The 26,496-nt window shown below is 43.2% G+C and carries 24 protein-coding genes; 14 read left to right on the forward strand and 10 right to left on the reverse strand.

Annotated elements, in window-relative coordinates; all coding sequences use genetic code 11:
* Nucleotides 1-87: 87 nt before the first annotated feature.
* Nucleotides 88-441 (forward strand): hypothetical protein, encoded by a 354-nt coding sequence (locus tag ACED59_RS04535; RefSeq protein WP_017097894.1) that lies wholly within the window; start codon nt 88-90, stop codon nt 439-441.
* A gap of 220 nt (nt 442-661) precedes the next feature.
* Here the strand turns inward: ACED59_RS04535 and ACED59_RS04540 are convergent, their stop codons facing one another.
* The 5 genes from ACED59_RS04540 to ACED59_RS04560 all read right to left on the reverse strand — a co-directional run bounded on the left by ACED59_RS04540 (nt 662) and on the right by ACED59_RS04560 (nt 6,840).
* The gene (locus ACED59_RS04540) at nt 662-1,558 is read right to left on the reverse strand and encodes an RNA polymerase sigma factor RpoD/SigA (protein ID WP_017087197.1); all 897 of its coding nucleotides are present in this window, start codon (nt 1,556-1,558) and stop codon (nt 662-664) included.
* 461 nt (nt 1,559-2,019) lie between these two features.
* A complete protein-coding gene (locus ACED59_RS04545; protein WP_017079133.1) occupies nt 2,020-2,352 on the reverse strand; it encodes an Hpt domain-containing protein in 333 nt (110 codons plus the stop codon).
* On the reverse strand, nt 2,346-3,935 hold the full coding sequence (locus ACED59_RS04550) for a response regulator (RefSeq protein ID WP_017097895.1): 1,590 nt from the start codon (nt 3,933-3,935) through the stop codon (nt 2,346-2,348). The genes ACED59_RS04545 and ACED59_RS04550 overlap by 7 nt, the downstream gene beginning before the upstream one ends.
* A 286-nt stretch (nt 3,936-4,221) precedes the next feature.
* A complete protein-coding gene (locus ACED59_RS04555; protein WP_371704925.1) occupies nt 4,222-5,772 on the reverse strand; it encodes a DHA2 family efflux MFS transporter permease subunit in 1,551 nt (516 codons plus the stop codon).
* Nucleotides 5,773-5,775: 3 nt separating this feature from the next.
* On the reverse strand, nt 5,776-6,840 hold the full coding sequence (locus ACED59_RS04560; protein WP_009844998.1) for an HlyD family secretion protein: 1,065 nt from the start codon (nt 6,838-6,840) through the stop codon (nt 5,776-5,778).
* 128 nt (nt 6,841-6,968) lie between these two features.
* On the opposite strand from ACED59_RS04560, the gene ACED59_RS04565 reads away from it, so the two are divergent.
* Complete coding sequence (locus ACED59_RS04565) at nt 6,969-7,871, forward strand: LysR family transcriptional regulator (protein ID WP_017097897.1); 903 nt, start codon at nt 6,969-6,971, stop codon at nt 7,869-7,871.
* Between the two features lie 72 nt (nt 7,872-7,943).
* On the opposite strand, the gene ACED59_RS04570 is transcribed toward ACED59_RS04565, so the two are convergent.
* The 4 genes from ACED59_RS04570 to ACED59_RS04585 all read right to left on the reverse strand — a co-directional run bounded on the left by ACED59_RS04570 (nt 7,944) and on the right by ACED59_RS04585 (nt 13,271).
* The gene (locus ACED59_RS04570; RefSeq protein ID WP_017097898.1) at nt 7,944-10,298 is read right to left on the reverse strand and encodes a glycoside hydrolase; all 2,355 of its coding nucleotides are present in this window, start codon (nt 10,296-10,298) and stop codon (nt 7,944-7,946) included.
* A gap of 120 nt (nt 10,299-10,418) precedes the next feature.
* Entirely contained in the window at nt 10,419-11,237 is an 819-nt protein-coding gene (locus tag ACED59_RS04575) for a DUF2861 family protein (RefSeq protein WP_017097899.1), read from the reverse strand.
* The gene (locus ACED59_RS04580) at nt 11,237-11,884 is read right to left on the reverse strand and encodes a response regulator transcription factor (protein WP_017097900.1); all 648 of its coding nucleotides are present in this window, start codon (nt 11,882-11,884) and stop codon (nt 11,237-11,239) included. The genes ACED59_RS04575 and ACED59_RS04580 overlap by 1 nt, the downstream gene beginning before the upstream one ends.
* Nucleotides 11,862-13,271: a DUF3404 domain-containing protein gene (locus ACED59_RS04585; protein WP_017097901.1), complete on the reverse strand. Its 1,410-nt coding sequence runs from the start codon at nt 13,269-13,271 to the stop codon at nt 11,862-11,864. The genes ACED59_RS04580 and ACED59_RS04585 overlap by 23 nt, the downstream gene beginning before the upstream one ends.
* A 243-nt stretch (nt 13,272-13,514) precedes the next feature.
* Between ACED59_RS04585 and ACED59_RS04590 the strand changes: the two genes are divergently transcribed.
* The 9 genes from ACED59_RS04590 (at nt 13,515) to ACED59_RS04630 (ending at nt 22,047) form a co-directional block, all read left to right on the forward strand.
* Nucleotides 13,515-14,048, forward strand: a complete 534-nt coding sequence (locus tag ACED59_RS04590; protein WP_029223939.1) for a YbhB/YbcL family Raf kinase inhibitor-like protein — start codon at nt 13,515-13,517, stop codon at nt 14,046-14,048.
* A gap of 73 nt (nt 14,049-14,121) precedes the next feature.
* Nucleotides 14,122-14,904, forward strand: coding sequence for a helix-turn-helix transcriptional regulator (locus ACED59_RS04595; protein ID WP_017097902.1), 783 nt, complete (start codon nt 14,122-14,124; stop codon nt 14,902-14,904).
* A gap of 154 nt (nt 14,905-15,058) precedes the next feature.
* Entirely contained in the window at nt 15,059-16,408 is a 1,350-nt protein-coding gene (locus ACED59_RS04600) for a D-serine ammonia-lyase (RefSeq protein ID WP_029223940.1), read from the forward strand.
* Nucleotides 16,409-16,661: 253 nt separating this feature from the next.
* Nucleotides 16,662-17,462, forward strand: coding sequence for a hypothetical protein (locus ACED59_RS04605; RefSeq protein WP_017097904.1), 801 nt, complete (start codon nt 16,662-16,664; stop codon nt 17,460-17,462).
* 251 nt (nt 17,463-17,713) lie between these two features.
* The gene (trpS, locus tag ACED59_RS04610; RefSeq protein WP_017097905.1) at nt 17,714-18,775 is read left to right on the forward strand and encodes a tryptophan--tRNA ligase; all 1,062 of its coding nucleotides are present in this window, start codon (nt 17,714-17,716) and stop codon (nt 18,773-18,775) included.
* Between the two features lie 166 nt (nt 18,776-18,941).
* Complete coding sequence (locus ACED59_RS04615) at nt 18,942-19,328, forward strand: VOC family protein (protein WP_017097906.1); 387 nt, start codon at nt 18,942-18,944, stop codon at nt 19,326-19,328.
* A 119-nt stretch (nt 19,329-19,447) separates the two neighbouring features.
* A complete protein-coding gene (locus tag ACED59_RS04620) occupies nt 19,448-19,927 on the forward strand; it encodes a hypothetical protein (RefSeq protein WP_017097907.1) in 480 nt (159 codons plus the stop codon).
* 359 nt (nt 19,928-20,286) lie between these two features.
* Nucleotides 20,287-21,147, forward strand: coding sequence for a delta-class carbonic anhydrase (locus tag ACED59_RS04625; protein WP_017097908.1), 861 nt, complete (start codon nt 20,287-20,289; stop codon nt 21,145-21,147).
* A gap of 273 nt (nt 21,148-21,420) precedes the next feature.
* On the forward strand, nt 21,421-22,047 hold the full coding sequence (locus tag ACED59_RS04630) for a LysE family translocator (RefSeq protein ID WP_017097909.1): 627 nt from the start codon (nt 21,421-21,423) through the stop codon (nt 22,045-22,047).
* Between the two features lie 102 nt (nt 22,048-22,149).
* Here the strand turns inward: ACED59_RS04630 and ACED59_RS04635 are convergent, their stop codons facing one another.
* Entirely contained in the window at nt 22,150-23,532 is a 1,383-nt protein-coding gene (locus ACED59_RS04635) for an MATE family efflux transporter (RefSeq protein ID WP_017097910.1), read from the reverse strand.
* Between the two features lie 418 nt (nt 23,533-23,950).
* Between ACED59_RS04635 and ACED59_RS04640 the strand changes: the two genes are divergently transcribed.
* The 3 genes from ACED59_RS04640 to ACED59_RS04650 all read left to right on the forward strand — a co-directional run bounded on the left by ACED59_RS04640 (nt 23,951) and on the right by ACED59_RS04650 (nt 26,445).
* The gene (locus ACED59_RS04640; protein ID WP_017097911.1) at nt 23,951-24,733 is read left to right on the forward strand and encodes a hypothetical protein; all 783 of its coding nucleotides are present in this window, start codon (nt 23,951-23,953) and stop codon (nt 24,731-24,733) included.
* 143 nt (nt 24,734-24,876) lie between these two features.
* Complete coding sequence (locus ACED59_RS04645; RefSeq protein WP_017097912.1) at nt 24,877-25,650, forward strand: HNH endonuclease; 774 nt, start codon at nt 24,877-24,879, stop codon at nt 25,648-25,650.
* 141 nt (nt 25,651-25,791) lie between these two features.
* Nucleotides 25,792-26,445, forward strand: a complete 654-nt coding sequence (locus tag ACED59_RS04650; protein WP_017097913.1) for a hypothetical protein — start codon at nt 25,792-25,794, stop codon at nt 26,443-26,445.
* Nucleotides 26,446-26,496 lie beyond the last annotated feature (51 nt).

Below are 26,496 nucleotides of genomic sequence, written 5' to 3' on the forward strand. Positions count from 1 at the left end.
TTATTTGTTTTGTTTCGCTAAATAAACTTGAGAACAGATAAAAATGTCCTTAATTATTAGAAGAGTTAGTTAGAAAGGAGGGACGACATGTATCGTTATGTCAGTTCACCGCAAGCGTCGAAGTACATCGTACCACCACCTCAACATCGTGAGTTGTCGAGTGTGGATGTGCCTGAGTCCGAATTAGAGATGCGAGAAATATTGAATAATTGGTTTACTGATGGTTTAGCACCCATTATTGAAAGTGAAGATGACTACATCTCTGCGATCGATCACGTTCGATTTGAAAAGCTCAGCGGCACTGTTGGGATGCTGTTGAGAAACAAAGATTATTATTTTGCGGCTAAGCGGATTTTATCTGTGTGGGAACAAGATTGCCTTGAAACCACTTACATCAATTATCTCATTTTACGCAGTGAGCGAGTCACTTCTTTAAGGTAAGTGAATGCTGTGGCATTTGCCAATAGCGATTAGCCATTTAGGGTTCGTGTGCTTACGATCTTTTTGTTTTTCTACCGAATTAGGCAAACAAAAAGGGCAAGCTTTGAGGCTCACCCTTAAGGTTCTTTCTTTAATTAACGTTGTTGCTCTCAATTAACGATGCTTTTGTCTAACGTTATTGTTCTTTCCTGTCGTTATAACTTATCAGTAGGGTTGAGACTTACACCCAACCATCAAATTTGAGTCGTTTTTGAATTCTCTCGACTGCTTCTTTCTGCATTTGTCTAACACGCTCATTAGAAACATTCACATCTTGCATTTGTCCCACCTCAGACAGTGTTTTCACCTTGTTATCAAAGAAACCAAAACGGTGAATGAGAACCTTCTGTAATTTGGGTGGCAGTGTGTTTATTATTTGCTCTAGAGCTTGGGTAAAAGACTGATCTTCACAATCTTTTTGCGGGTCAGGGATATACTCACTTTCACACTGTTCAAGTACTATTGGTGCGTGGCTGATACCAACCGTTGTTGTCACGTCAATAAACCCGCTAAGCGCCACGAGTTGGTCGACACGTTTTGCCTTAACGCCAGAGCTGTCTGACAACTCTGAAATAGAAATCTCTTTACTCATTTTTTTACTTACATCGAGCTTCTTGGACGCGAGGCTATTTATTTCTTTGCATACGTGGGCGGGCAATCGGACAGTACGACCTTTATTCATCAATGCCGCTTCAATATTCTCTCGAATCCACCATACGGCGTAAGTCGAAAAGCGATAACCGGGTTCGGGGTCGTATTTATCGATTGCTTTGATTAAGCCGATGTTACCTTCCTCGATCAGGTCGAGCAGCGTGAAGTTGTTGCCTTTACGTTTTAGGTAACTCTTTGCGATTTTTACAACAAGTCGCAGGTTTGATTCGATCATGATGTCACGTGCTTGCTTGTCACCAGCGCGATTCAATTTTGCGTAATACACCTCATCTTCACGCGACAGCAGATCAATCCCCACGATATCCTTTAGATAGTGAGCATAAGGTTCTGCAGTGGTAGAAAATGATTCTTTAATGGGTGTGTCATCCGTGAGCCCCTGAAACGCAGCAAAACTGTCATTGTTCATTTCCTTGTCCTTTTTTAGCCGACTGAACGTTTTATTTATTTTATTATTATGCCACCAAGTGATTAACGCTTGGTTTCATTAGAGTGTAGATAACAGTTTCTTCTTTACCAATAAATAAAATGCAATTTCGTATACTTACGTCACAAAAAGATCTACAAGTATTTAACCATTTTACATCTCATCGAACGTGTCGGTTTTTCATAGGAAACATGAACATGCATAGCTTATAAAGTATGTGTTATGCATTGGCGTATGTAGATAAACCGAGTGAATTTATAGGAGCGGGCGGCTATATAATTGATAGGGAAAATGAGGAGAACGTGGCAAGAGTCGAGGTTCCATGTTGCCAAAGTACCTCAGCTCTTTAACCTGTTCAGCTGACATTGTTTGCTGCGTAAAACTATAAAACTATTAGTGGAGACTAAAAGCTGTTACGGAATACTAAAAGCTCAGTGAGTTGACTAATAAGTGCTGAGCACCTCATCGATTTGTTTGTTGATGATCTTCATTTCGCTGTAGATAACAGAAAGATCATCATCTTGAGGTGCAAGCTTATTAAGTGTGTTTTGCTCGACTCTTTCTAAGGCCACGGTGGCGGTTTCTTCGCCGAAGCTGGCTAATATGCCTTTTAATGTGTGCACGGTAAAATGAAGCTTGCCCCAATCCTGTTGCTGTACCAGTTCTTGTATCTCTTCTAATGAATTGCCATGGTCTTCTTGATACACAGACAACACAGCGAAAATCACTTCTTTGTCATTATCTAAGTAGGCATTTAAGGCATCAAAATCTAGCATATAGACTCCTGTCGGCTGTATGTTGAAAATGGGCTGGGCGGCTTAGTAGAAAAACCAGATCTTAATGAATCACTGAGCCATTGGCTCCATCTTGGTGGAAGCTCTAGCTGTGCGAGCTGTTTCAAGTATTCGTGTCTAAGGTTTTCTTCTATATGAGCTTTATGGACGGCATATATATAGTCAAGTTTCGCCGCAATTGAATATGGGTAATTGTGAATGTAGTCCTTTAGTTCTTGGATGGAATCGGAATTTTCGATATTTACACAAGTAGAAGGGTCTACATCTTGTGATTCGAGTTGATGGTTTATTGTCTCCCCTCGAGCTTTTAAGCACTCAGCAACTAAGTGGTACAGGGAGTACTCGCCAAAGTGAGTTAAAAGATGCAGCAATTGAAGCAATAAGTGAGTGGGTTGGTTGTAAAAGTTATTTGCTAACAGTGTCGAGGCTCGAATCACTTTCTTGTGAGCAACTTGAGGGCTGTTCTCAATGAGTAAAATATTACTTTGAAATAGGGCAAGGCTGGCCAGAACTTGTTGCTGTTGTTTTACCGGAAGTTTGAGGTTTACCAACTCTGTGAATTGATTAGCATGTTCCAACAGAATACGTTTGTACTTTAATTGTGTCTCACGTTGGTAGGTCGCCTTTAATGAACTGAAGTGAGCGCTAATGGAATGAATAATATCAATGTCGGCAGACGATATATGCGTCGCGTACATCTCACCAAGCTTGATAAGCATCAGGGTGTTGTCGACGTTTTCTGCCAAGTCGATTGCTCTTATCGCACGGTGACTGATGCTAGGCGTCATTTCAAACGCTCTTATGGCCAGTTTAAGTGCGGGCAGTAACATATTATGTTTTTCATAAATGCAGCTTAAACAATCAATAACGTTTAATGACAACGGCTGAGCAATCAGGTAATTGTGGAGCTTTTCTATGGCTAGGTTCGGTTTACCCAAGCTGTCTAGAATTAATGCCTCTGCGACTAATTTAGTCGGGTGCATTTTCGTGTTCGAGTTGTTGATTGTGCTTGAAAGCAAATCCCATTCTTTGCCTCCAATTAAGTGTTCAATCAACGTCGCTTCAAACTGAACGCTATTGCCATTAGGGGAGATCGCCAACGCTTGTGTCAATCGTTCCAGATTAGTGACCGGATATAAGTCATTCAGTTGAGTGAGTTTCTTCGAAACGGACACAGCACTTTGAATCTTCTTGCCTAAAGATTGAGTATTGATCGGTTTAGAAACAAAGTGATGTGCTTCGCCAGAAAGGGCGGTCAATACGGTTTCCTGACGCATATCCCCAGAAACAAGAATCGTGGCGACTGTATGATCGATGAGCCTGTTTCGATACAGAATCCCCAACAGCTCAAAGCCAGTAAAAGACTGTTCTAAGTGGTAATCGATGAGGAGTACATGAAAAGAGTGCGTCTCAACCGCCTTGATGGCTTGTCGATAATCGGTCGCAATAAAGATGCAATCATGTGAAATGCCCAAGCTCGAGAGTTGCTGCTTAATAAGTATTGTTGCGCTCTTAGAGTCGTCGACAATCAAAACCCGCAGGTCTGTTGGTAAGGTCAAATCCATTTTCCTCAATACCAAATGTTATGTTTAATTTAGGTGTCAGGTTGCACATTGTCAAGGTGCCTATATCACATACAAACACTCAATAAACTATTGGTAATTAAAGAGTATTCGATAACATTTATGAAAGCCTTCAAACGCAGTCTACGTTTACCTTGTTTTTGTGGGGTTATCCGTGTTTTAGAAATAAAAAAGAGGTAAGCCGATAAGCTTACCTCTCTGTTTTCTTACTCGATTTTTTATCCGAAATGTAGCCTTTTTTGAAGCTTTACTAACTAAAAAACTAGCGCTAATCACGCATGCTCAAAATCAATACTGCAGCTAGAGCTAAGAACGCCGTCATCATTAAGAACACATCGTTGTAAGCCATGATGGCAGCGTCACGTTGCATTGTACCAAGTAAGCTTGCTTGCGCTTGTTGCATCGCCGTTGCGGCATCACTTCCTGACTGAATGAAAAATGCTTGTTGTTGCTGAAGCGTCTGCCAACCAAGTTGACTCACGGAAGGTAACGACTCCTTGATGTGAGCCAGATGCTCACGGGTTTTGTTGTCGAGTAGCGTAGCGATAATCGCGATGCTGAAAGCACCCCCTAGGTTGCGCATTACGTTGGTTAACGTTGATGCGTCTGGCGTGTCCATTTTACTGATGTTTTTCATGGCAACCAAAGACAGCGGAACCATAATAAATGGGCTACCGATAGCACGCAGAACCATAGACAAAATCAGCTGTTGGCCACCAAAATCGATTGTCATGTGCGTATTCACGTAACAACTGAAACCGAACATTGCGAAGCCAAAGGTCACCAAGTACTTAGGCTTAATGATCTGTGTTAGCTTGGGCACAATTGGGAATATCAGAAGTTGTGGGAAACCCATCCACATTAGCACTTCACCAATTTCCATCGCGTTATATTGCTGAATTTGAGTGAGATACATCGGCAGCACATAGATAGAGCCAAGCAACGCCATCCCCAAAATCAAATAGGCGATACAAGACATAGCAAACTGCCCATCCCGCAATAGCCGCAGGTTAACCAATGGCTTTTTGTGTTGGAGTTCGTTTATCACGAAGTAAACCAAACTCACCGCCGACACGATACTCAAGCCAATAATAAAGCTCGAACTGAACCACTCTTCCCGGTTACCTTCTTCTAGTACCACTTCTAAACAACCTAGCCCTAACGCCATGGTGGCGATACCAAACCAATCGGCTTTTTTCAACGTGCCAAGGTCGAGCTTTTCATCATCCAAGCCATATCGGATCATGGTGATCACAAGCAAAGCAGGCGGAATATTAATGTAGAAAATATAGTGCCACGAGAAGTTCTCCGTCAACCAACCACCAAATGTTGGGCCGATCGATGGAGCAAAGGTCGCGGTTACGCCAAACAGTGCCATACCCACAGCACGTTTGTTAACAGGTAATAACTGAATCACTAACGAGAAAGCAAGCGGGATTAAAGCGCCACCACTGAAGCCTTGCATCGCTCGGAATACGATCATCGAGGTCATATTCCAAGAGAACGAACATAACAAAGATGAAATGGTGAAAATGGCCGTCGTCCACGTGATATAACGGCGTTTACCGAGCGCTTTAGAAAGCCAACCACTGAGTGGGATAGCGATCATCTCTGCGACTAGGTAAGACGTAGAAATCCACGAGCTTTCATCCAAGGTGGCAGATAGCGCACCTTGAATGTCTTTGAGAGACGAGTTGGTGATCTGAATATCCAAGATCGCCATAAACGCGCCGATTAAGCCGCCAAATAGGGCGATCCAATGGCGTCTCGAAACCTCGTCATCATCATTAGTTTGGGTGACTACCCCAGCGTTACTCATGGTCTAGCCTCGTTTATCGATGGTCGCTACCACAGACAAACCAGGAAGCAGTCGACCTTTCAACTCTTGCTGATCTGGAATCGTAATTTTCACCGGCACACGTTGAACGATTTTAGTGAAGTTACCGGTCGCGTTTTCTGGCGGCAGTAGCGCAAACTTTGCACCAGTTGCAGGGGAGAAGCTGTCGACAACGCCTTCGAGTGGTTGTCCCGGAAAGGCATCCAGTTCGACTTCTACCGTTTGGCCTTTGTGAATGCCGCTTAGCTGTGTTTCTTTGAAGTTAGCTTCAATCCACACTTGGTTGTTTGGTACCAAACTCATAAGTGGCGCGCCTGCTTGAATCAGCAAGCCTTCACGGACGCTACGTTTACCAATCACGCCATCCGCTGGCGCGTAAACCTTGGTGTAATCAAGGTTAAGTTGTGCTTGATCTCTTTGTGCTTGAGCTTCAGTCACGGATGCGTTTGCTTGTTCGATTTCACTCGCAATCACGATTAGTTGATCATTACTTGCGACAAGGTTTGCTTTCGCTTCTTCAAGTTCTGCTTGGGTGACTTTTTGTTGTGCGACCATGCTGTCGACTTCATCTTGCGAAGCATAGTTACGCTTTAATAAGCTACGAGAACGCACTACTTGTTGGATTGCACGCTCGTATTCAGCTTGTGCGGAATCAACACGGCTCTCGGCTTGATTTATTTGGCTACGTTGTAACGTTTGTTGAGCGATAAGGTTGTGTACGCTTGATTGAACGACGCTTAAATGCGCATTCGCCTGAGCAAGTGCCGATTGGTAATCACGATCATCAATTTGAACCAACAAGTCACCTTGTTTAACCGATTGGTTATCACTCACGTAAGACTTAACAATATAACCCGACACCTTCGGACTTATATTCGTGATGTCGCCTTGTAGGTAGGCATTGTCGGTAGATTCAAAGTATTGGCCATAGCCGTACCAATATCCGGCGCCAGCTAGGCCTAATGACAGCATGATCGCAGTAGCAATAAGCGGAGCTTTTTTACGTTTTTTTGTGCTTACTGATTGCGAAGCGTTGTTGTTCTCTGTCATTTTTTATTTCTCATTTTGTTTTTATTTAGATGTAACGAATTGTAAATGAATTCGATTGATTGATAAGATAGGAAAAAAGGGAAACACTGTTGCGTGAATCTTACTAATAGGGCTTTGGGAGAAGTACGATGGACTTAAATGCTGTGACTGTTTTTACACAAGTTGTTGATTGTGGGAGTTTCACGCACGCAGCTGAAGCATTGAACATGACCAAGTCGACCGTCAGCCGAAAGCTAGACGAGCTGGAACAGCACCTAGGTGTGAGGTTGATCACTCGTTCGACACGAAGTTTAGTTTTAACGCCAGAGGGTGAGCGCTTTTATCAGTCGAGCATGCAGATGCAAGAGATCATGAACCAAGCTGAGTTAGAGGTTTCTGCCAATCAGGATTTGATCCGAGGGCAGTTGAATGTTGTGTTGCCTGTCGAATTGGGGCATCAAGTATTAGCCACATACATCCACAGTTTCCTAAAAGAGCACCCAAACGTGACTTTGAACTTAGAACTATCGAATCGAGAAGTCGACATCATTGCGGAGGGGATCGATCTTTACGCACAAATTGGTGAGCTAGTGGACTCGAGCTTGGTTTCTCGTTACCTCACAACATCGAAGCGTGTATTGGTAGCCAGCCCTGAGTATTTAGAACAGTTCGGTGAAATCTCTTCACCCGATGACCTTAAGCCTCCATTTAGGATGATTGAGGTCGTGAACAAGGCGGCACGTCTACCTAAGTGGCATTTGCAATTAGAAGGCGGTGAGTCGATTTTGATCGATCTACCGTGTCAGTTGCGGGTGAATACCATCACGGCATGCCTAACAGCGTGTGTGGATGGGCTCGGCTTGGCGGTGCTTCCTGAATTCATTTGTCGGGAACACTTCAAGACAGGTAAGCTGATTCGCTTGTTACCTGAATATGAGATGCCAGAAGTTTCAGTAAGCCTAGTGTATGCAGACAGACAGTTGATGCCGAAACGTAAGAAGGTCTTTATCGACTATCTACTGACTGCTTTTCAAAATAGGAAGCACAAGTAACGGGCTGAACATTAGCGGTTAAATAAGTGCTTAAGCTTCCTATTATTCGTTTTTGTCTAAACCGTATCGAAGCTAACTATGATTGGGCTGCCAGTCGACGACTTGCCCATTCGCCAATATAGCTTTGACCGATAGGGCAGCAATATCGATACCGTTGTAACGAAATGCCTTGTTAGAGAAGTTGGCAATGATCTTACTCCCGTCACTGAACTCGGTTTGTTGAACTTCGCCGCTTTTGTCTAACCATATGAAATCGACTAATTGTTTATCCCATAGCTGCTCATGTATTGGCTCAAATCCATCTTGATAGTGCTTCAAAGCCTTAAGCCTTGGACTTGAGCTCGATAACGCTTCATCTCGTGTTAAGTGAACCATGGCTGGCGTGTTGTAAAGCATGGCAGTCAAATCACGATGGGCTTTCACATTGGTGAATTTCAAGCTGTCTGAATGCCAGTGGTGTGTGTTAATCACTTCGTCGTGAAATACGGTTTGGTATAGTGGAATTCGGTATTGAGGCGAAAACAGCAATGACTTGTAGGGTTCTTTGACCTTAGCTGACTTGAAGAAAAAGTCAGGTTTATGGTCTGGATACCAACGACCCAAGTAATAAGGTGATTGTAGGTCTTCTTTCATCTCTTTGTCTGACCAACCAAAGCCGACCGTTTCTAAGCCGTGTGCAAAAGCGATGCCTTTTGTCGTCAGGCTATTACCATCTTCAGAACCAAGCACCAAATCGGGTTGATCGCTTAACCACTGCATTCGGTTATTGAAGGCAGAAAGCATATCCGTCTCACTGCTATTATCGCTGTAGTCCTCACGCGCCATCGCAGTCGCATCAACATCTAGGAACAGGCTATTGAAGTGACCAAAACGCATGATGTCTACGGCGCGCTGTTTTACATAATCCAAATGGCAATTCGGGTTCAAGTAAAAACCGTTTCCTCGAAACCCTTTTTTTAGGCTGCCATCCGCCATTTCAATCGCACAACTTTCACGCATCGGTTTTGGTAATTGGGCGGTTAGCCAGTTGTCATTGAGCTTCGCAGGGATGGCTGTGTTGTAGGAGTCATAGGTTCCAACCAGATAACCAGATTGCTTAGCCAGTTCTACTGCATTCGGTTGATAGAATGCTGGCATCCAGTTATCAAAACCTAACCAAAGCTTATTCAAGCCCGCTTTGTTTAGATTGTTGACCATGCCTGATGACAAGGCTTGTCCCCAAGTATCCGGTGCATTGAGATAAGAAGAGGCATGCTTAATCAACCAGCTTTTCTTGCTCTGAGCAGCGGTGTGTTGAGCTTTTATGGTGTTATCAGACAGTGTTGGCGTTGCAACAGGATACAAGCTTTGTAATGACTGGTTAATAGAGTCCAACAACAGTTGTTTGTGATACTGGCTAAACCAATCTTTGCCTTTAGACAGAGGGGATAACTCACGCTTCGCTTCACTTGAAATGTTTAATTGTGAGTCCTCTAGATACCAAGCGTTTAATCCCCACCAGTCGCTCACATCTTGGATACTCAAAGGGTCTTTACCAAACAAGTAGACGTGGCTTGCGCCGATTAGCTTATTCACATCTGGGTTACGCTTTTGCTTTTCGACAAGCGATTCAGAGAGACCATTCTCAATACGCCAATCACGGTATAGTTTAGCGCCATCTAACCAAGAACCTCCAAGTGTTATCCGAACCGTAAAAGGCTGTGATTGATTCAGCGTTGTAAATTGGTGTGAAGCGCTCATATCAATCTTGGTTTTCTCATCAGAGGACGTATCCGACGATACATCAGAAAAGAACAATTGGTTGTTTGTCGGGTTAATCAACTGATAACTGATGAATTGATCATTCTGTTGTACCGTCCAAAATGGCATTTTTAAGTCTTGAGTGGTGTTACTTCCTGAATGGTTGTCGACTAGATAACTACCCCAAAGCTTGTTATTTGTAGGTACACGCATGCCTTCGCTAAAAGGAAGAAATAGGGTCTGAGTTTGTTGTTCTGCAAGATCAAACCACGCCAACTCTACGGGCTGGTTACGTTTCACCTGTATATTTGAAGGGAAGCTGAACTGAAAAGTGAGTTGATCTTGATTTAGTTCTGCCTCAATGTTTATCCCACTAGGTACTAAGGTCCAAGTTGCGGTCTTTGCTGAGTTAGTTTTATCGGAAAGACCAATGACTAGATTCGTCACTTTCTGTGGTTGGTTATCAACGGTGAGAGCGCCGCTGTTAACGCTTAAGCCGTTCCAATCTATCTCTAAAGTATTCGATGAAATAGAGACTGTATTGCTGGTAGTGGTGTTAGCGCTAACGCTGCTATTACTGGTGAGCGTTATTTGGCTCGCTTGTGCATTGGATGAAAACAGACAAGCTGTTGTTAAAGCTACAATGGCACAAGTAGAAAGATTGAGTGGGTGACGTACGCTGAGCATATCTAGATTCCGTAAAGGGTAAGTACGGTTATTACACCCAAGTAGCGCTAGTGCTTTGTCACCTATATGTCTCTATTTTCTGCATTACCTAGTTTCTAATCTTCTTCTGAAAGCATTCCATTAGAAAGGCACCGTGACACGCTGCACATATTGGACTTCAATCGTACCTTGGTATTCAAACATTTCAACCGAAGCACTCAAGTGTTTAGCATTAGTCCCTAGTGGGCTTTCTGTGGGAACGGGTGCTTGCGCTGTCTTGATTGGCACTTTGTAGCCTAACAGGTTGTAGTTCTCATCGAACCATTGCCAACTCACATTGGCGTTAGGGCAGTTGTCGATCACCTTCGGTGGCGTGATCACGATATGTGGTTCGCTGAGTTTACTTTCGAGTGTTAACCATCGCTTGCTGTTGTCTAAAGCGACAACAATAGGATAGTGGTTCGAACCTATCCTTAGTTGATAAACACCAGATTCGGGTTTGATAAACATTTCACCGGTCTCAATCTCTTGATACTCATTGTTAGAAGCGAGTTGTCCATCGAGAAGGACTTTACCTTTAGGGGAGACCAGAGAGATAGGTTGTGTTTGGGTTTTCATGTCTTCACTGAGTTGTTCTGCAGCGACTTTGATTTGATAACCTTGCGATGAAAGGCCGTAGCGTCGAATGAAGCTAACTTGAATGTGATGTTTCGTCTCAGTGTCTTGTCTTAGTGAAGTTCCGCATTGAGTTTGGCTCAGTATCTCTTGTTTAACTGGCAACCAAAGCTCACTATCGAGTGTTTGTTGATCGAGTGCGATTTGTAGCTCTTGCCACGCAACTTGAGGTTGACCATCAAGCAACGATTGATAGGTGTGCTGCAATAGCGTGTCAGTAAACCAAGCCGCATGACTTGCGAGCGGCAATGTGCAGATCAGTGCGGCTAACGAAGTAACTTTCATTATGATTCCCCGGCCAAGCGGTAACCAACGCCGCGATGTGTTTCGATATTCAATGTTGGCAGCTTCTGGCGTAAGCGCAGTATGTGATTATCAATAGTTCGGGTACTAGGAAAGGCCTGATACCCCCAAATTTTATTGAGTAATTCATCTCGGTGAAACACACGACTTTGGTTCTGAACAAACAGTACCAATAGCTGAAACTCCTTAGGTTTCAACGTGATTGGGCTTTCATCCAGATAAGCGATCCGTTCCGACAAGTTGATCTGGATATTTGCGTAATTTAAGAGGCTCACACCTAGCGGACGAAGCTGGGTAATGACTCGAGCGAGCAATTCGTCGTTCGAAAATGGCTTAGTCACGTAATCTTTCGCACCCGCCATTAAGCCTTCTACGCGTTGCTGGACTTCCACTTTAGCGGTTAACACAATCACAGGAAGCGCTTTGAGGAGTAGCCAGTTCGGCAGGTGTCGCAAGCTGTCACCGTCTTCGAGTTGTCGATCCAGTATCACTAGATCGGCGCGGAACCATTGCTGACTGGCACTCTCTGAATCCTTCTCCCAAAGGCATTGGTAACCATTGGATTCAAAGAAGCTGACGAGGCCTTGTCCAAGCAGTTGGTCGTCTTCAATCAGCAGTAGGGTGTTCATAAGCAATTTCCAGAATACATCGGGTTGGGTTACGAAGAATAATGAGACGGCCATTCGCTTGTTTCATCAAGTGTTCGACAATAGTCAGGCCAATGCCCATGTTGTCTTGTCTGTGATTGATATTCGGTGTTGCTCGAGATACAAACCGTTGCAGAAAAGAAGGGAAGTGACCTTCGTCTTGCACCTCAATCCTGAGCTTATCAGCGAGTTCTACCTTGACCAAAACCTCACCTATACCGTGCTGTTTAGCGTTCTTAATCAAGTTATCTAAGCAGATGGTTAGCCAGTAATACGGTAGGTTAAGTTCAGCATCACTTGAATCACATTGATACTCGATATTGTGCTTTTCACATACATGATCGAGCCACTCTTCTAATGATGCATTTTGCTTCAACAAAGGCTCTGACTGATCCGAACTTAGATACACTTTGCTGTTTTCGGTGAGTTGAGAGAGCCTTTGATAGTCAGAGATTAAACGCCAAACCGCACTTTGAGTTTCATCAGAAAACTCATCGTAGCGATTTCTAAACATTTCGACGGTTAGACCTAGGCTAGTAATGGGCGTGCGCAGTTCATGAGTAAGAAGCTGTAAAACGAACTGCCTCTCTTTTCGTTGTTTTGTTCTTAGGTATAAGACTCTACCGAGTCCGGAAAGCAACGTTAACAGCAATGTAAAGATCAAGGTTTTCATGATCAGATTGTCATTGCTAGGCTCGCTTAAGCACACGTTGCTGTAACGAAAAGTACAGGTTTCACCCGTCAAAGATACCTCTTGCCGCTCTGCAATAGGTTGCCAAACATCTAAGGGAATGGCTTTCCAGCCTTGCTCGCCACTTAACCAAAGCACATCGTCCTGTTGCCAAGCTCGGTATCCACTGAGCAGTGCTTCTCTGCCTTGTGCACTTAGGTTTTCTAGCTTGCTATATAAAGGATGCTGAGGGTTGGTAAGACTCAAAAATGGGCGTATCTGCTCGGTCACATCTGGGTAAGCGGCTAAATAACGATCAGCAAAACTGCCACCTGCAGGGTGTCGTTTGGAGTGTGCTGCAAACCAAATGGAATCCAATGCTTGTTGCTGACACAAAGCGAGCTCAAACTCGATGGCGTCATCTAATGAAGGGTTATTGCTTTCAATCGCTCGGCAGTGATCTTGTATTGACGCTAACGCTGCGATGTCGTCCCAACTGAATTGGTTGAAATCAGGATAGCGGCTACGTTCATGAAGCAGAACTTTCGGATACTGAGCCAACTCTTGTTGAGATACTAGGATTGGGGATGATTGCCAGCTCAGTTGATACAGGGTTTGCCACTTATCTTGCAAACTTTGGGCATTGGCTAGAGTTGGGAGCCAAAAGATCAAGCCAAGGGCTAAGGTAAACCTGCGCATCCAATCATTCTCGTTAAAAGTCGTGGGGCGAGTCTAAAGAGTTTTGGACGTGATTTGTAACCTGAATGTCAACAAGTGTTCCTTTAACAACAAATTGTCGAGTGGGTCATGTTTTAAAATAATAAATTAAAAATACAGTAAGTATCATTTGAATGGATTAAACTAGATAATTGTGTACTTATTGTCATTTTTGGGCGGATGGAGGGGACTATACTGGGCTCATACCTAATCAGAGGAACCACCATGAAAACACTCATTAAATCAGTATTGGCACTTAGTATCTTAACAGCTGGCTCGGCTCAGGCATTCGAACTAACGAGTAATGATATTCAAGAAGGTCACCCAATGGCGAAGACGTTTGAATATTCAAGTTGGGGCTGTGATGGCGAGAACTTGTCACCGCAGTTGATGTGGAAAGATGCTCCAGCAGGAACCAAAAGCTTTGCAATCACGGCTTATGATCCAGATGCACCAACTGAAAGTGGTTTCTGGCACTGGGTGGCGTTTGATATTCCAGCAACAGTGAGCGAGCTACCTCGCGGTGTCGATATCTCTAAAGTGGGTGGCAAAGAAGGCCGCATCGATTATGGAACGGTAGGTTTCGGTGGCGCTTGTCCTCCAGAAAAAGATGGTATGCACCGTTATCAATTCACGGTTTGGGCATTGCCAACGGATAAGCTCAACCTAGACGAAAACACGCCATCGGCTGTGGTTGGATTCACGTTGAACAGCATGGCTTTAGACAAAGCGAAACTGACGGCAACTTATACACGCTAATAGCTTATGTACGTTAAAAGCTTATACACCTACATAATAAGCAAATAAGCAAATAAGCAAATAAGGGGATGAGATGAATCATCAATATCAAGTGACGATCTTTCGTGCAGAGCAGTTACAAAAACTGCGTAATGTGAGGATACTATCCCCTAGTATTATTCAGATCATTACAGGCAGTAAGCGCCTGTTTTGGAAAGACTCAGCGGCAGAACTCTCACATTCTGAGCTGCTGTTGTGTGAGGCATCAGCGTCATTGAGTTTTGAGAACATGCCCCACAAAGGACGTTTCCTTTCGCGTGTATTCAGTTTTCATTTCCAACCGACGCAAGCAATGCTCGATCTCAGTGAGGATCGAGCAAATGAACTGGATTTACCCACCGTGGAAGCAGAGCGAGGTTTGCAAGATTCTCTCAATGCGTTGTTTTCGTTTGATCGTCAGAGCATGAGTGAACAAACCCAACAATTTTGGTTGCAGGGTTTGTATCAGCAATTAGCCGAGAAGGGCGTGTTGCATCGATTGTTTATTAGCTCAAACGTTTCGTTTAGCCAGAAACTTAGCCACTACCTTTCGCATTCACCGGACGAGAAACATCCGTTAGAGTCGGTAGCAGAGCGCTTTGCGATGAGTCGCGCCACGCTTATCCGAAAGCTCAAACTGGAAGGTATGCAATATCGTGAGGTGTTGGCTGAAGTTCGGTTGAGTCACGCACTTTATCTGATGCAAAACGGACAGCAGAATGTGGCGATGTTGGCTCAGTCTTGCGGTTACCAATCGGAAGGACGTTTTAGTCAGCGCTTTAAAGGAAAATTTGGTTTATCGCCTAGTGAATACATCAAGACAGTGGTGAGCAATTAAGTCGCAAGGCGTATCGAGCAAAGCAAGCCTAGTTAATTACAGGTCATTGAATAATGGTATAAATACCGTTTTAATAGGTTCAAAACCAAATGTTTGTACGAGCGCAGATTGCTGAGTACCAGAGATGATGGCGCTATACCAGAGAAGGTCACCCATGACTGATTTGAACCCAAAAAGTGAATTAAATATAGAGAAGATCACCAACGATTTCCCGTTGTTAAGACAACTTATAGCGCTAGAAGAAGTGAGTTGGTTTAACCCAAACATCACGACGTTAGAGCAAGGTTTGCCCTATGTGGGATTAAGTGAAGAGGACATTCAAGATGCAAGCGTCCGATTACAAAGGTTTGCCCCTTATCTGGCGAAGGCATTCCCTGAAACACAAGCGACCAATGGCATCATCGAGTCTGAGCTTGTTGACATTCCATCTATGAAATCAGTATTGCAAGCGCATTATCAGCAGCCTATCAAAGGGCGTTTGATGATGAAAAAAGACAGTCACTTGCCGATTTCAGGTTCAATCAAAGCCCGTGGTGGCATTTATGAAGTACTAACGCATGCCGAGAAGCTTTCCATTAAAGCTGGGTTACTGTGTGAGAGCGATGACTACAGTAAGTTGCTCGAACCTGAATTTCGTAACTTCTTCCAACAATACAGCATTGCGGTAGGATCTACGGGTAACTTAGGCATGTCGATTGGCATCATGAGTGCCAAGTTAGGCTTTACAGTGTCGGTTCACATGCCTGCTGATGCGAGAGCGTGGAAGAAAAACAAACTGCGTGAGCATGGTGTCAACGTCGTTGAGTATGAACAAGATTATGGTGTTGCGGTAGAGCAAGGGCGCAAAGAAGCAGAACAAGATTCACGATGCTTTTTCATTGATGATGAAAACTCTCAAACTCTATTTCTTGGTTACTCGGTGGCAGGACAAAGGCTCAAACAGCAATTTGATCAGCAACAGATTGTCGTCGACAAAGAACACCCACTGTTCGTTTACTTGCCATGTGGAGTCGGTGGCGGCACCGGTGGTGTGGCATTTGGCTTGAAGATGGCTTTTGGTGACCATGTACACTGTATTTTTGCTGAGCCGACCCATTCGCCTTGTATGTTGTTGGGTGTCCATACCGGCTTGCATGACGAAATCGCAGTCCAAGATCTCGGTATTGATAATCTAACCGCAGCAGACGGCTTGGCGGTGGGTCGGGCTTCAGGTTTTGTGGGGCGCGCGATGGAGCGTTTACTTGATGGTTATTACACATTAACCGATGAACGCATGTACCAATTGTTAGGCGAACTGAACCAAGCAGAGAGCATTCAACTTGAGCCTTCTGCACTAGCAGGTATGCCGGGTGCGATTCATGTTGAACAAAATAGTGAATACCTTACTCGTCTAGAAATTGATGAGTCGACGCTAGCGAATGCAACACACCTTGTGTGGGCGACAGGCGGAGGCATGGTGCCACCACAAGAAATGGCAGCCTACTTAGCGAAGTCATCGGCTTAACCCTGAATCTTTTATCGTTTAATTGTTTGTAAATATCAGTTGTTGCAAATATAAGCTGCTAAAAAGATAAGTCATGATAGAAGAGTGTTGTTTATAGCTTGAACACACTCTTTCTCACCTCTAAATCCCACCGTAATTCAAACAATAATTTGCGCAGATCGTTATCCAAAACACACATTTTATAAATTAAGCTTCTTAGATGTTCTAACTATCAGTTAGGTTGAGTGGCATTCAACTTGATAGGGATTGAGCAATGCAGACGGACAAAGTGATACAGACAAGACATATAAACACACCAGAAAAATTACTACAGCGTTTAGATGCGATTGGGGAGTCTTTGGAAGCATCGGGTAAGGCTCATGCTTTACTGGGATTGGGCTCGGTAGGTATTGAAACAGAACGACTTGATCAGTATTCAGATGTCGATTTTTTCGCGATAGTACAAACGGGGCATAAGCAGTATTTCTTAGACAGCTTGCATTGGCTCTCAGACATTCACCCAATCGACTACGCGGTGAGAAATACCGTCGATGGCTATAAAGTCCTGTACGCTGACGGAATCTTTTGCGAATTTGCGGTGTTTGAATCCCACGAGTTAGCGCATATTCCATTTGCTGAAGGGCGCATTGTTTGGCAGCAACCTGAATTTGATACTCAGTGCTGTATCCCACCAGTAAAAGGGGAGGCAGATACTAACTCCGAAGAGTGGATCATTGGTGAGGCTCTAACCAATCTTTATGTCGGCATGTCTCGTTATAATCGAGGCGAAAAGCTGTCGGGCAGTCGGTTCGTTCAATCTTACGCACTTGATCGTTTGATCGATCTTGTGGATCAAACTGAGCATTCTGAGCCTGAATTCGTTGATGAATTTATGTCGGATAGAAGGCTAGAAGCACGCTTTCCTAAGTTTGCTCAATTGCTACCAACCTTTACCCAAGGTTACGAGCGCACGGCTGAATCGGCACTTGCCCAACTAGCGTTCCTCAACACCCACTTCACAGTTAACCAAGCCATGTGTGACCGAATCACTGAACTGTGTTCCAGTAAAGATTAAGCCTATAACCTGTTAATCTTAAGACCTATTTTCTTGGTGCGCGTAAATAACAGTTGTCGCTCGTCTGTATTGTTGATAGGTTTTAACCATGAAATTTAATTCTGCTTCAACTTCAATTTTCTTTTGGTGGTGCTCTCAATAGAGCAGCACGGAATACTTACATTCTTTAGCTGCTGGACGGTAGCTAAGAATGTCATCAAAAATGTCGCCTCTTTTTATCTCCAGTAGCCTTTTTAACTTGGAGATACACCATGAATACCAACTCAAACAGCCATACCGACAACAATAATATTGGCAGTAAGAACAATACCAACAAGCCTGAAATCACTCTGACTGGCGATAGAGCTACTGGGCCTTTGCATTTGGGTCATTACGTCGGTTCACTTAAACAAAGAGTCTCTTTGCAGCATATTCACGACCAAACGATATTGGTCGCTGACATGCAAGGGCTTACCGACAACGCCCATAATCCTTCGAAGGTTTCTTCCAACATTCTTAATGTGGTCGCTGATTATCTTGCGGTGGGTATTGACCCGACCAAGACCACGATTTGCCTACAATCACAGTTACCTGTGTTGGCTGAGCTCACCATGTTCTATAGCAACCTTGTGTCTATCGCTCGTTTGGAACGTAACCCAACCGTTAAAAGTGAGATTCAGAACAAAGAGTTTGGCCGTTCAATTCCAGCAGGCTTTCTCACTTATCCAATCTCACAAGCGGCTGATATCACCGCTTTCAACGCAACGTTGATTCCTGTCGGTGACGACCAACTGCCGATGTTAGAACAAACCAATGAGATAGTGAGAAAAATAAACTCTCTAGCTGGCAAATCAATTCTGAATGAGTGCAAACCACTGCTTAGCAATGCCTCTCGTCTCCCAAGCACGGATGGCAAAAACAAAATGTCAAAGTCGATGGGAAATGCGATTAATTTAGGTGCGACAGAGAAAGAGATCAGAGCCGCAGTCAAATCTATGTATACCGACCCAAACCATCTAAGAATTGAAGATCCTGGCAAAGTAGAAGGGAACATCGTTTTCACCTATCTCGATGCATTCCACACTGACGCTCACTACGTCAATGAACTAAAAGATCACTACCGCAGAGGCGGGTTAGGGGACGGGCAGACTAAGAAAGTGTTGGAAGAGTGCTTACAAGAGATGATCCGACCGATTAGATCGCGCAGAGCTGAATTGTTAGATGATAAAGCACAGCTCATTGATATTTTGCGCAAAGGAACTCAGGTATCGAGAGAAAGAACAGAGACCGTATTGTTTGATGTTAAAGAGCTATTTGGTCTGAACATCTTGTAAGCCTTCTGATTAATCTAAAAAGGGAGCGCAATCGGTGCTCTCTTTAATCACTAAAGTGAGAAGTAGGGCTGCTTGCTTATCTTGTGTTGGCACGTCCAACATTAGAGTATGTGGCTTAGCGTTAATTAGCACTTAGTATGCAATATTCAGTAACGACGAAACAAGGATGATTAAATTGGAAATCAGTCATTTAGATCACTTGGTGTTAACCGTTAAAGACTTAACCGTGACGGTGGATTTTTATCAGCGCGTGTTAGGCATGAAACCCATCCAATTCGGTGAAGGCCGCTTGGCGTTGTCGTTCGGCAATCAAAAGATAAACCTTCACCAATTCGGTAATGAGTTCGAACCAAAGGCTAGATGTGTGCAAGTCGGCGGTGCGGATCTATGTTTTATATCTAACACGCCTCTCGTTGAAGTTATTGAGCTCGTTGAGAGCCAAGGCGTTGTAATAGAGGAAGGCCCAATAGCTAGAACAGGTGCGATGGGAAAGATTCAATCTATTTATATTCGAGACCCTGACGGTAACTTGATTGAGATTTCAAATTACTAGATTTGAGTCTTAAATTGCTTCCGCTTACGATCGCCTTAATCCTTAATCTCTGGCACTGGATATGGGAATTCAAATAAACTACAATCGAACAATGTTTTATTGAAGTCATATTTATCATTATGGTGAGACACTTACTCACATTCATCGTTAGCCTGTTTTTTTTAACCGCTTGCTCTTCAACGAGTAATAATCAGCTAGACGACAATACATTGAGCAACGAAGACGCAATGTCGAAAAGCTTGGAAGAAGAGAGTAATATCGATGTCGCAATTGATACAAGTGCTGAGACCAACGTTGAACCTTCCCATGAATCGTTCGTTAATCATCAACCAATAACTGATCATGAATCAAACTCAAACCTTGATTCAAATAAAGACACGATAACTCGCGCCAATGCAGAGCCAGAATCTGTGGAACCCTCTCAAATAGCAGCGACGGAAACAACTGAAAGCGATGCTAACAGTAGCGGTGAAAAAGGCATCGGAAGCTATTTTATTCGTCATAACCAACCGACTAAGACCGTGATTAAATCACTAGAGGGCGTGACAGATGCATTAAACGTCATGACGTTTGGGATATTTGCCACCGGTAATGGTTAAACCGTTAACCAAGAACACCAATCTAATAGATAGAATGAGACGTGAAGGCGAGCCAAGTGGTTCGCCTTTTTGATCTTACAAACCTTGTCGTTGTTGCATTTTATATGCATTGATCGCTTATCAAGCCGCTGAGTCAGGGGACAGTTAACAAAGTAGGAAATTACTCGTTCTGGAAGGGAGTAGCCGTATTTACTGTGTTTGACTTGTTCTATACATCGAGGGTTCTAATACTCATCCCAAAGTAAGCAATGAAATCTAATCTTACAAAGACAACTCTTATACTCACTTGTGAGCATAGTAATATATTTGCCGCTACATCCGGTGTTTAGGTTTTATTATCAATATTCTAGGGAAGAAATATGAACAACAAGAGTGTGTTTTTAAGCGTCGCGATGGTGATGTTATCTGCTCAAGCAAATGCATCTGACGTAATCCATGAAGCTGTCTCAGATGGTGTTATCGCAAAACAAAGAGCGAAGCTTTCTGAAAATACCCAAGGGCAAGGTTTTGGCCCGCAAGCCCCACGAGATTTGGGTTCATTGAAAGGAACAAATACCAGACTGTTTTCGGATGCACCAGATTCAACAGCCATGAATTTATGTAATATTCACTTCCATAAAAACGCTGAGCACAAAGGTGGTGAGTTTACCCAATACGCTGGTAATGGTGATGGAAAGGGCTTCCAAAGTGGCTTTAAGTACACTGGTAAGTTGAGTTCAGCTGAGCTGAAACCATTTGAGGGCAAGGTTTGTCCGAGCGATCATGGCTCTTTGCATTCCGGCGACACCATTGAAGTTCACTATGTTTATTCAACGGCGCAAGTTGAACCGGGTGAAACACTGGGCGCTTGTTTTAACGATGCAATTACCAACCCGCAACTGCGTGTAGAAACCCAAGTTTATGTATTAGTAAATGATGACAAAGCACTCGATTTCGAAGCATTGACTAAGCACTCTAAAGTGGATGGTTTGCACCAAGCAACCAACATTCCACAAAATACGGGTTCAGCGATTCAATATGCAGGTTCTACAACGGGTCCTGGTTACAATGAGAAAGGTTCACCTTTCCAAGTAACATGGAGCGTTAGACCACAAGTCGCGAAAGTAAATATCGCGACAGTGGGTAGCTGGTGTGAAGGTAATGACTTTAACGAAGACCACGCCCACGGTGTAAGAAATATAGTCGTAAACCCAGAGTTACTGTCTCCAATCGCTAACTAATCTTGTCACGTTGATTTTCTATCATTGTTTTCGAAGGCGAGCCTCTAGGTTCGCCTTTTTTGTGTCTTAACGAAAAACACTTTGGTGACTGGTTCAAGTTCAAGTTTAAGTTTATGTTTGGGGCTGGTGGGGCTGGTGGGGAAATTACGTGTCACACTTATTCAAAACATGAGTTGTGTTAAACGCGCTTAGTCAAAAATGTTCTTTACCCGAATCGAAACTCCATGATACGTTCATGATCAATTATGTTCGGTTATAGATAAGGACAGTCTAATGTCACTAGAAGGTGCGATTACATTCTTTATTGCCATGTTTATATTTGGTATTACTCCGGGGCCTGGCGTATTTGCCATTTTAGCTCGAGGCATGGTTAATGGTTGGCGAAAGTGCATCACGCTATCGTTAGGTATGATTTGCAGTGACCTTATTTATCTTGCGCTTGCCTGTTTTGGCCTAGCGACGATTGCTGAGAACTGGTCGTTTGCTTTTGAGGTGATTCGTTACCTTGGTGCTGCTTATCTGATTTACTTGGGCTACAAGATGTTTAAGAGCCTACCTGAAGTGCAAGGTTCAGCGGAGCTCGCTGCCAAACAAAGTCAGAAATCAGAACTCGCTAGTTTCGCGCAAGGCTTTTTGATTTCAGCCTCAAACCCGAAAGTGATTCTGTTCTATATTTCATTCTTGCCGACGTTCATTGACCTGACGGTTTTACGTTCACAAGATATCGTCTTGGTTTCTGTTTTAGCGGCGGTTGCTCTGATGTCCGGTTTAATGCTGATTGCGATGGGGGCTGGCAGAATGGCGAGTTTACTTAAAACGCCACGCGCACATAAACGACTAAATCAAAGTGCTGGTGGAATAATGATTGTGGCTGGTTCATATTTGGCGATAAACAGATAAATACAGTCCAATTTAAAAAGAAAAAGCGCGTTATTGCCTAGTGGCAGTAACGCGCTTTTTTGTATTTACTTTCCGGTGTGGTATTGGCTTACAAGTCCAGTATTATCGAATTACTGCGTTAATTGAAGGCAGTAAATCGCGCTTCTTAATCACGTATCGTAAGCGAATTAACATCAGCGTCGCTGAAACGCTCAAGCCCGTTAGAATACCAATACAAAAGCCTTCTTCACCCATTGCTGGAACAATGTGGTCTGTTAGCCCGAGCACCATGCCCAGTGGTAATGCTAAGCCCCAGTATGAAGCGATGGCTAACATTATCGGGATCTGAGTATCTTTATAGCCACGTAATGCGCCGTTAGCAGAGGTTTGCAGAGCATCACTGAATTGATACATAGCAGTAAAGGTCAACAATACCGCTGCCGTTGCGCTTATCGCAGGATCGGTAGTGTAAAGCCTGATGATCCACTCAGGGAACAAAAGGAACATCGCAACTGAAAGCAATGAAATTAACGCTGCAACTAAGATACCGACTTTACTGCGTTCAATTGCACCTAGTTCGTCTTTCTCACCCAAAGCATGTCCAACACGAATCGTAATGCCAAACGAAATACTCATTGGAATCACGTAAGTTAGGCTCGAGATGTTAAGTGCAATTTGTGCGGCTGCTACGTTCTCTGCACCAATACGACCAATCATCAGTGCGATTACCGCAAAGATACTGCCACATACAGCGATGTTCATCCCGATAGGTAAACCTAATCTTAGAAGGTGAAGCATCTCTTTTGCTTTTGGTTTAGCGTCTGCAAAACTAATAATGGTTTTGTAGTGGTGATGACCTTTAATGTAGGAATACAGCATTCCTGACATTAACCAATAAACCAAGCTTGTCGCCCAGCCACAACCCACAGCACCCATTTCAGGGAAGCCGAACTTACCGTAGATAAGCACGTAGTTGACCGGAATGTTCACCAACAAACCAACTACCGAAATGATCATTGGTACTTTGGTGTTGTTCATACCCTCACAGAAACCATTCAAGGTGTAGAACAGAGCAATACCTGGAACACCGAAGGCGAGGGCAAACGCATAGTCACTACCGATTGGAATGATCTCAGCGGCTACACCAATCCATTCTAAGATCGGTTTCGCACTCACTAAATAAGCGATAAGTAATACGCTAGCAATTAATGCCAACCAAACCATCTGGAAGAATTCAACAGAGATACTTTGAAAGTCGCGTGCACCGCGGTGGTAAGCAACAACGGGTGTTAAGGCCATAATCACACCACGTAGTAGCAGCAATACAGGAATCCAAAGGCTTGTGCCGAGTGCAATAGCGGCGAGGTCGGCAGGGCTTACTTGGCCAGCCATTGTCGTATCGACAAATCCCATCGCTTGGGTCGCTATTTGAGTCAAAATGATTGGAACCGAAAGATGCATAAGTGCACCCGATTCAAGAGTAAAAGGACGAAGTTTCGTTAGCATGGAAGTTCACAACACCAATATAAATACACGAATGATGGCAGGATGGCCGGTGTGCATTTTAGGATGTGCCCCGTTGGGCGGGCGACAATATATACACCTTACCGTATAGGGTCAAGCATTGGATTTACAGGGGCTAATTTGCTCTGGAAGAACGCCAGATTTACATGGTGTTAGATACTGTTTCTATGTACATAACCTGATGATTTTAATGTGAATCATACTAGATAGAAAGTTTCTATATTTGCTTGTTGAATTTCAATGCGCACATCATAAGTCACTGTTATAGATGAACGAAATTTAGTACAATTGATGGCATAAGAAACTAGATAGAAATATTCTATATTTAAATGCAGAATTTTTCTGTCTAAGAACTGTTAGGCATTTAAGCGCTTAATCAATAACAAATGAGGAAATTAAGTTGTCAGAAAATAACAAAATAGAAGCGGCATCCAATTCTGTTAGAAGGCTATGGGAAAAGCATGGTATCCAAGAACCAATGAGATTTCTTGGCTTTTGTATGAGCTTATTGCCAATACCTGTAATTCAACAAACTGGTATGGCACTAGACAGGCATATGAGTGACAAAGCGTTTCAAGCTGAGCTTGAAAATATATGGGATGCCGTCAAACAAGAAAATGGTATGGTTTCTCGTGTTGAAAGCTTAGAAGAGTCAATTCAAGAAATCGCTAAAACGATTGAATCGAAGCCAGAGTTAAAACAATTGAGTGAGCAATTTATAAATCGACTGGGCAGTTCACAAGAAGAGTTTTCTGTGTTGACAGAAAACGAAAGCTATCAAGAGTTGGTAAATTCGATTGTACATGCTGATATTTCACAGTTTGTAGCTCGCACTGGGAGTACAAATCGATTACAAGGTACAACCGTAAACTCTGAACGTACGCTGTTACATGCTACCGGAAATAGTCGGAATATCGTAAATGACACAACTTTCCAAGGTGCGCAAGGTGCTGTGTCAATGCAAGGTATTAGCACGCAGGGTTCGGTTTCAGTTGAAGGCAGCGGTATCGGCTTTGCTCCTGGCGGCAGCATTATTTTTGGTGGAAATCCAAACGAAGTTTCTGGGCAATGCCCTTTTTGCACTAAGACAATCTATGCTGACAAACTCGAATTAAGAAAGTTTAGTCAAATAAAGTGCAGTCATTGCAATAATGTAATGTCATTCAATTTACCAAATGCCTAACAAGGCGCTAAAGACGGACTAACAAACGTTTGGCGGTTTTGTTTCGGTTGAGTCCTGTGTCTATGGTGGTCAAATTGAGTTAGGTGGTCGGTTTGTTAGCCACTTAGCTTGGCGTTAGCCGTAGTCAAAAGTATGGAGATTTAATGAAGTATTATTATGCTTATCACGGACCGAAGAATGATAAAGATTTTGAATGGGAGTTTGGCTACGGGCTGACGAGTAAAAGTAAGAGAGATAAGGTTGCTATTGGTTCAAAAGTTATTGTTATTCAAAAGCCAGCTAAAGCTTCAAAGTTCCGTTTGTGTGGTGTGTTCGAGATCACTAAACACTATGATGATATTACAAATGTCTTTCCATACCGTTTTGAGTTAGAAAACAAGTCCAAACTATCCGAGTATATAATTTTAAATGATACCAAGTTAAGTGATGAACTTCCTGTAATTACCGGAGGAAATAAAGGTTGGAGTAATTTTCAGAAACACTTTTGTGCTCAAGGAATTACTTTTCAAAAACACATTGAACCTGAGGTTTCTGAGATATTGATGTCTTTTTTAGACTTTCAAGACGAGACTTTTGACAGTGTCCTTGATAGTTTCCGAGAAAAAGTCATTCGCTCTTCAAAGTCGTCGCAACATGAACGTCAAAAACGTCTAAAGTCTGCTAGTGCGAAGCCAACTCAGAAAACTGTATCGACTATTGTTTATAATCGAAACCCTGACGTTGTTGCAGAGGTTCTTTATCGAGCAAAGGACAATTGTGAAAAATGCCACCAAACAGCTCCATTTAAGCGTAAATCAGATGGTAGCCCATATTTAGAGGTTCATCATAAAATTCCTTTAGCGAAAGGTGGTGATGATACTGTTGAAAATGCTATTGCTATTTGTCCAAATTGTCATAGAGAAGCACACTACGGCTAACAAGAATTTAAAGCGGGACTGCTAACAGTTTGCTCGGTTTCGCTTCGCTACACAATTTTAGCAAACTATTATCAGCCCCTTAAATGGGCGTTAGCCGTAAAAAATATCAGCTACATACTCTCTAAGGGTAATAAATAAATTATGTCAAAGAAAAGTAGAGTTTCTCGTTCTAAGGAAGACTTAAAGATCGAGTTAAAAGAACAGCTTCAAATACTCCAACATGCTTGCAAAAGCTACGATGATGGTCTTGAAGCTATAGGGAAGCATATAGCTTTGAGTTTACGAGTACTCTTGCATCATCATGGGCAATCCCGATCATTGCTTGAACAACTCGGGTTGCGAAATAAACGATTTTTTGATTCTGCCGGACCTTTGAGCCCAACAAATCTTCTTACAGAATGCAATCTGGTTGGTGGTACGGTTAACAGTAGTGGTGGGTCTTATACACCTTTAGTTCAAATGGGCGGGGGTCCTATTCCACCAAGAAAGGTGGAGTTTTCTAAGTGGTGGAATGAACCTGTACTAAAAGATAATCGAGGAAGAACATTCTCACGTAGAGAACTAGTCAATAATGTAGCTAATACAGATGGAGGCGCTCACGTAGATCCATCCCTCGAAGAGTCTTATATGGACTTATCTAGGCGTAACTCTCTTGGTTGGAACTTTAGTGATGGTAACGTTGAAGAAGCATTCAAAGGGCGTGCGGAACTAGCTTGCATGAGACAAATAGCACACGAGCTAATGATTAGCATTGAAAACAATGCTCCTGCATATTTCCCTAACAATTACGGCTAACTAATAAGGATTAAGGTGTTGCGTAGCCAACACTAAATCCCAAGTGTTGAA

It is taken from the genome of Vibrio sp. FF266 (assembly GCF_041439695.1).
GTDB classification, from domain to species: domain Bacteria; phylum Pseudomonadota; class Gammaproteobacteria; order Enterobacterales; family Vibrionaceae; genus Vibrio; species Vibrio tasmaniensis_A.

Excerpts from the sequence above, each read along its gene's own strand:
- ACED59_RS04535 (WP_017097894.1), top strand. The coding sequence starts at position 88 with ATGTATCGTTATGTCAGTTCACCGCAAGCGTCGAAGTACATCGTACCA.
- ACED59_RS04540 (WP_017087197.1), bottom strand. The coding sequence starts at position 1,558 with ATGAACAATGACAGTTTTGCTGCGTTTCAGGGGCTCACGGATGACACA.
- ACED59_RS04545 (WP_017079133.1), bottom strand. The coding sequence starts at position 2,352 with ATGCTAGATTTTGATGCCTTAAATGCCTACTTAGATAATGACAAAGAA.
- ACED59_RS04550 (WP_017097895.1), bottom strand. The coding sequence starts at position 3,935 with ATGGATTTGACCTTACCAACAGACCTGCGGGTTTTGATTGTCGACGAC.
- ACED59_RS04555 (WP_371704925.1), bottom strand. The coding sequence starts at position 5,772 with ATGAGTAACGCTGGGGTAGTCACCCAAACTAATGATGATGACGAGGTT.
- ACED59_RS04560 (WP_009844998.1), bottom strand. The coding sequence starts at position 6,840 with ATGACAGAGAACAACAACGCTTCGCAATCAGTAAGCACAAAAAAACGT.
- ACED59_RS04565 (WP_017097897.1), top strand. The coding sequence starts at position 6,969 with ATGGACTTAAATGCTGTGACTGTTTTTACACAAGTTGTTGATTGTGGG.
- ACED59_RS04570 (WP_017097898.1), bottom strand. The coding sequence starts at position 10,298 with ATGCTCAGCGTACGTCACCCACTCAATCTTTCTACTTGTGCCATTGTA.
- ACED59_RS04575 (WP_017097899.1), bottom strand. The coding sequence starts at position 11,237 with ATGAAAGTTACTTCGTTAGCCGCACTGATCTGCACATTGCCGCTCGCA.
- ACED59_RS04580 (WP_017097900.1), bottom strand. The coding sequence starts at position 11,884 with ATGAACACCCTACTGCTGATTGAAGACGACCAACTGCTTGGACAAGGC.
- ACED59_RS04585 (WP_017097901.1), bottom strand. The coding sequence starts at position 13,271 with ATGCGCAGGTTTACCTTAGCCCTTGGCTTGATCTTTTGGCTCCCAACT.
- ACED59_RS04590 (WP_029223939.1), top strand. The coding sequence starts at position 13,515 with ATGAAAACACTCATTAAATCAGTATTGGCACTTAGTATCTTAACAGCT.
- ACED59_RS04595 (WP_017097902.1), top strand. The coding sequence starts at position 14,122 with ATGAATCATCAATATCAAGTGACGATCTTTCGTGCAGAGCAGTTACAA.
- ACED59_RS04600 (WP_029223940.1), top strand. The coding sequence starts at position 15,059 with ATGACTGATTTGAACCCAAAAAGTGAATTAAATATAGAGAAGATCACC.
- ACED59_RS04605 (WP_017097904.1), top strand. The coding sequence starts at position 16,662 with ATGCAGACGGACAAAGTGATACAGACAAGACATATAAACACACCAGAA.
- trpS (WP_017097905.1), top strand. The coding sequence starts at position 17,714 with ATGAATACCAACTCAAACAGCCATACCGACAACAATAATATTGGCAGT.
- ACED59_RS04615 (WP_017097906.1), top strand. The coding sequence starts at position 18,942 with ATGATTAAATTGGAAATCAGTCATTTAGATCACTTGGTGTTAACCGTT.
- ACED59_RS04620 (WP_017097907.1), top strand. The coding sequence starts at position 19,448 with ATGGTGAGACACTTACTCACATTCATCGTTAGCCTGTTTTTTTTAACC.
- ACED59_RS04625 (WP_017097908.1), top strand. The coding sequence starts at position 20,287 with ATGAACAACAAGAGTGTGTTTTTAAGCGTCGCGATGGTGATGTTATCT.
- ACED59_RS04630 (WP_017097909.1), top strand. The coding sequence starts at position 21,421 with ATGTCACTAGAAGGTGCGATTACATTCTTTATTGCCATGTTTATATTT.
- ACED59_RS04635 (WP_017097910.1), bottom strand. The coding sequence starts at position 23,532 with ATGCTAACGAAACTTCGTCCTTTTACTCTTGAATCGGGTGCACTTATG.
- ACED59_RS04645 (WP_017097912.1), top strand. The coding sequence starts at position 24,877 with ATGAAGTATTATTATGCTTATCACGGACCGAAGAATGATAAAGATTTT.
- ACED59_RS04650 (WP_017097913.1), top strand. The coding sequence starts at position 25,792 with ATGTCAAAGAAAAGTAGAGTTTCTCGTTCTAAGGAAGACTTAAAGATC.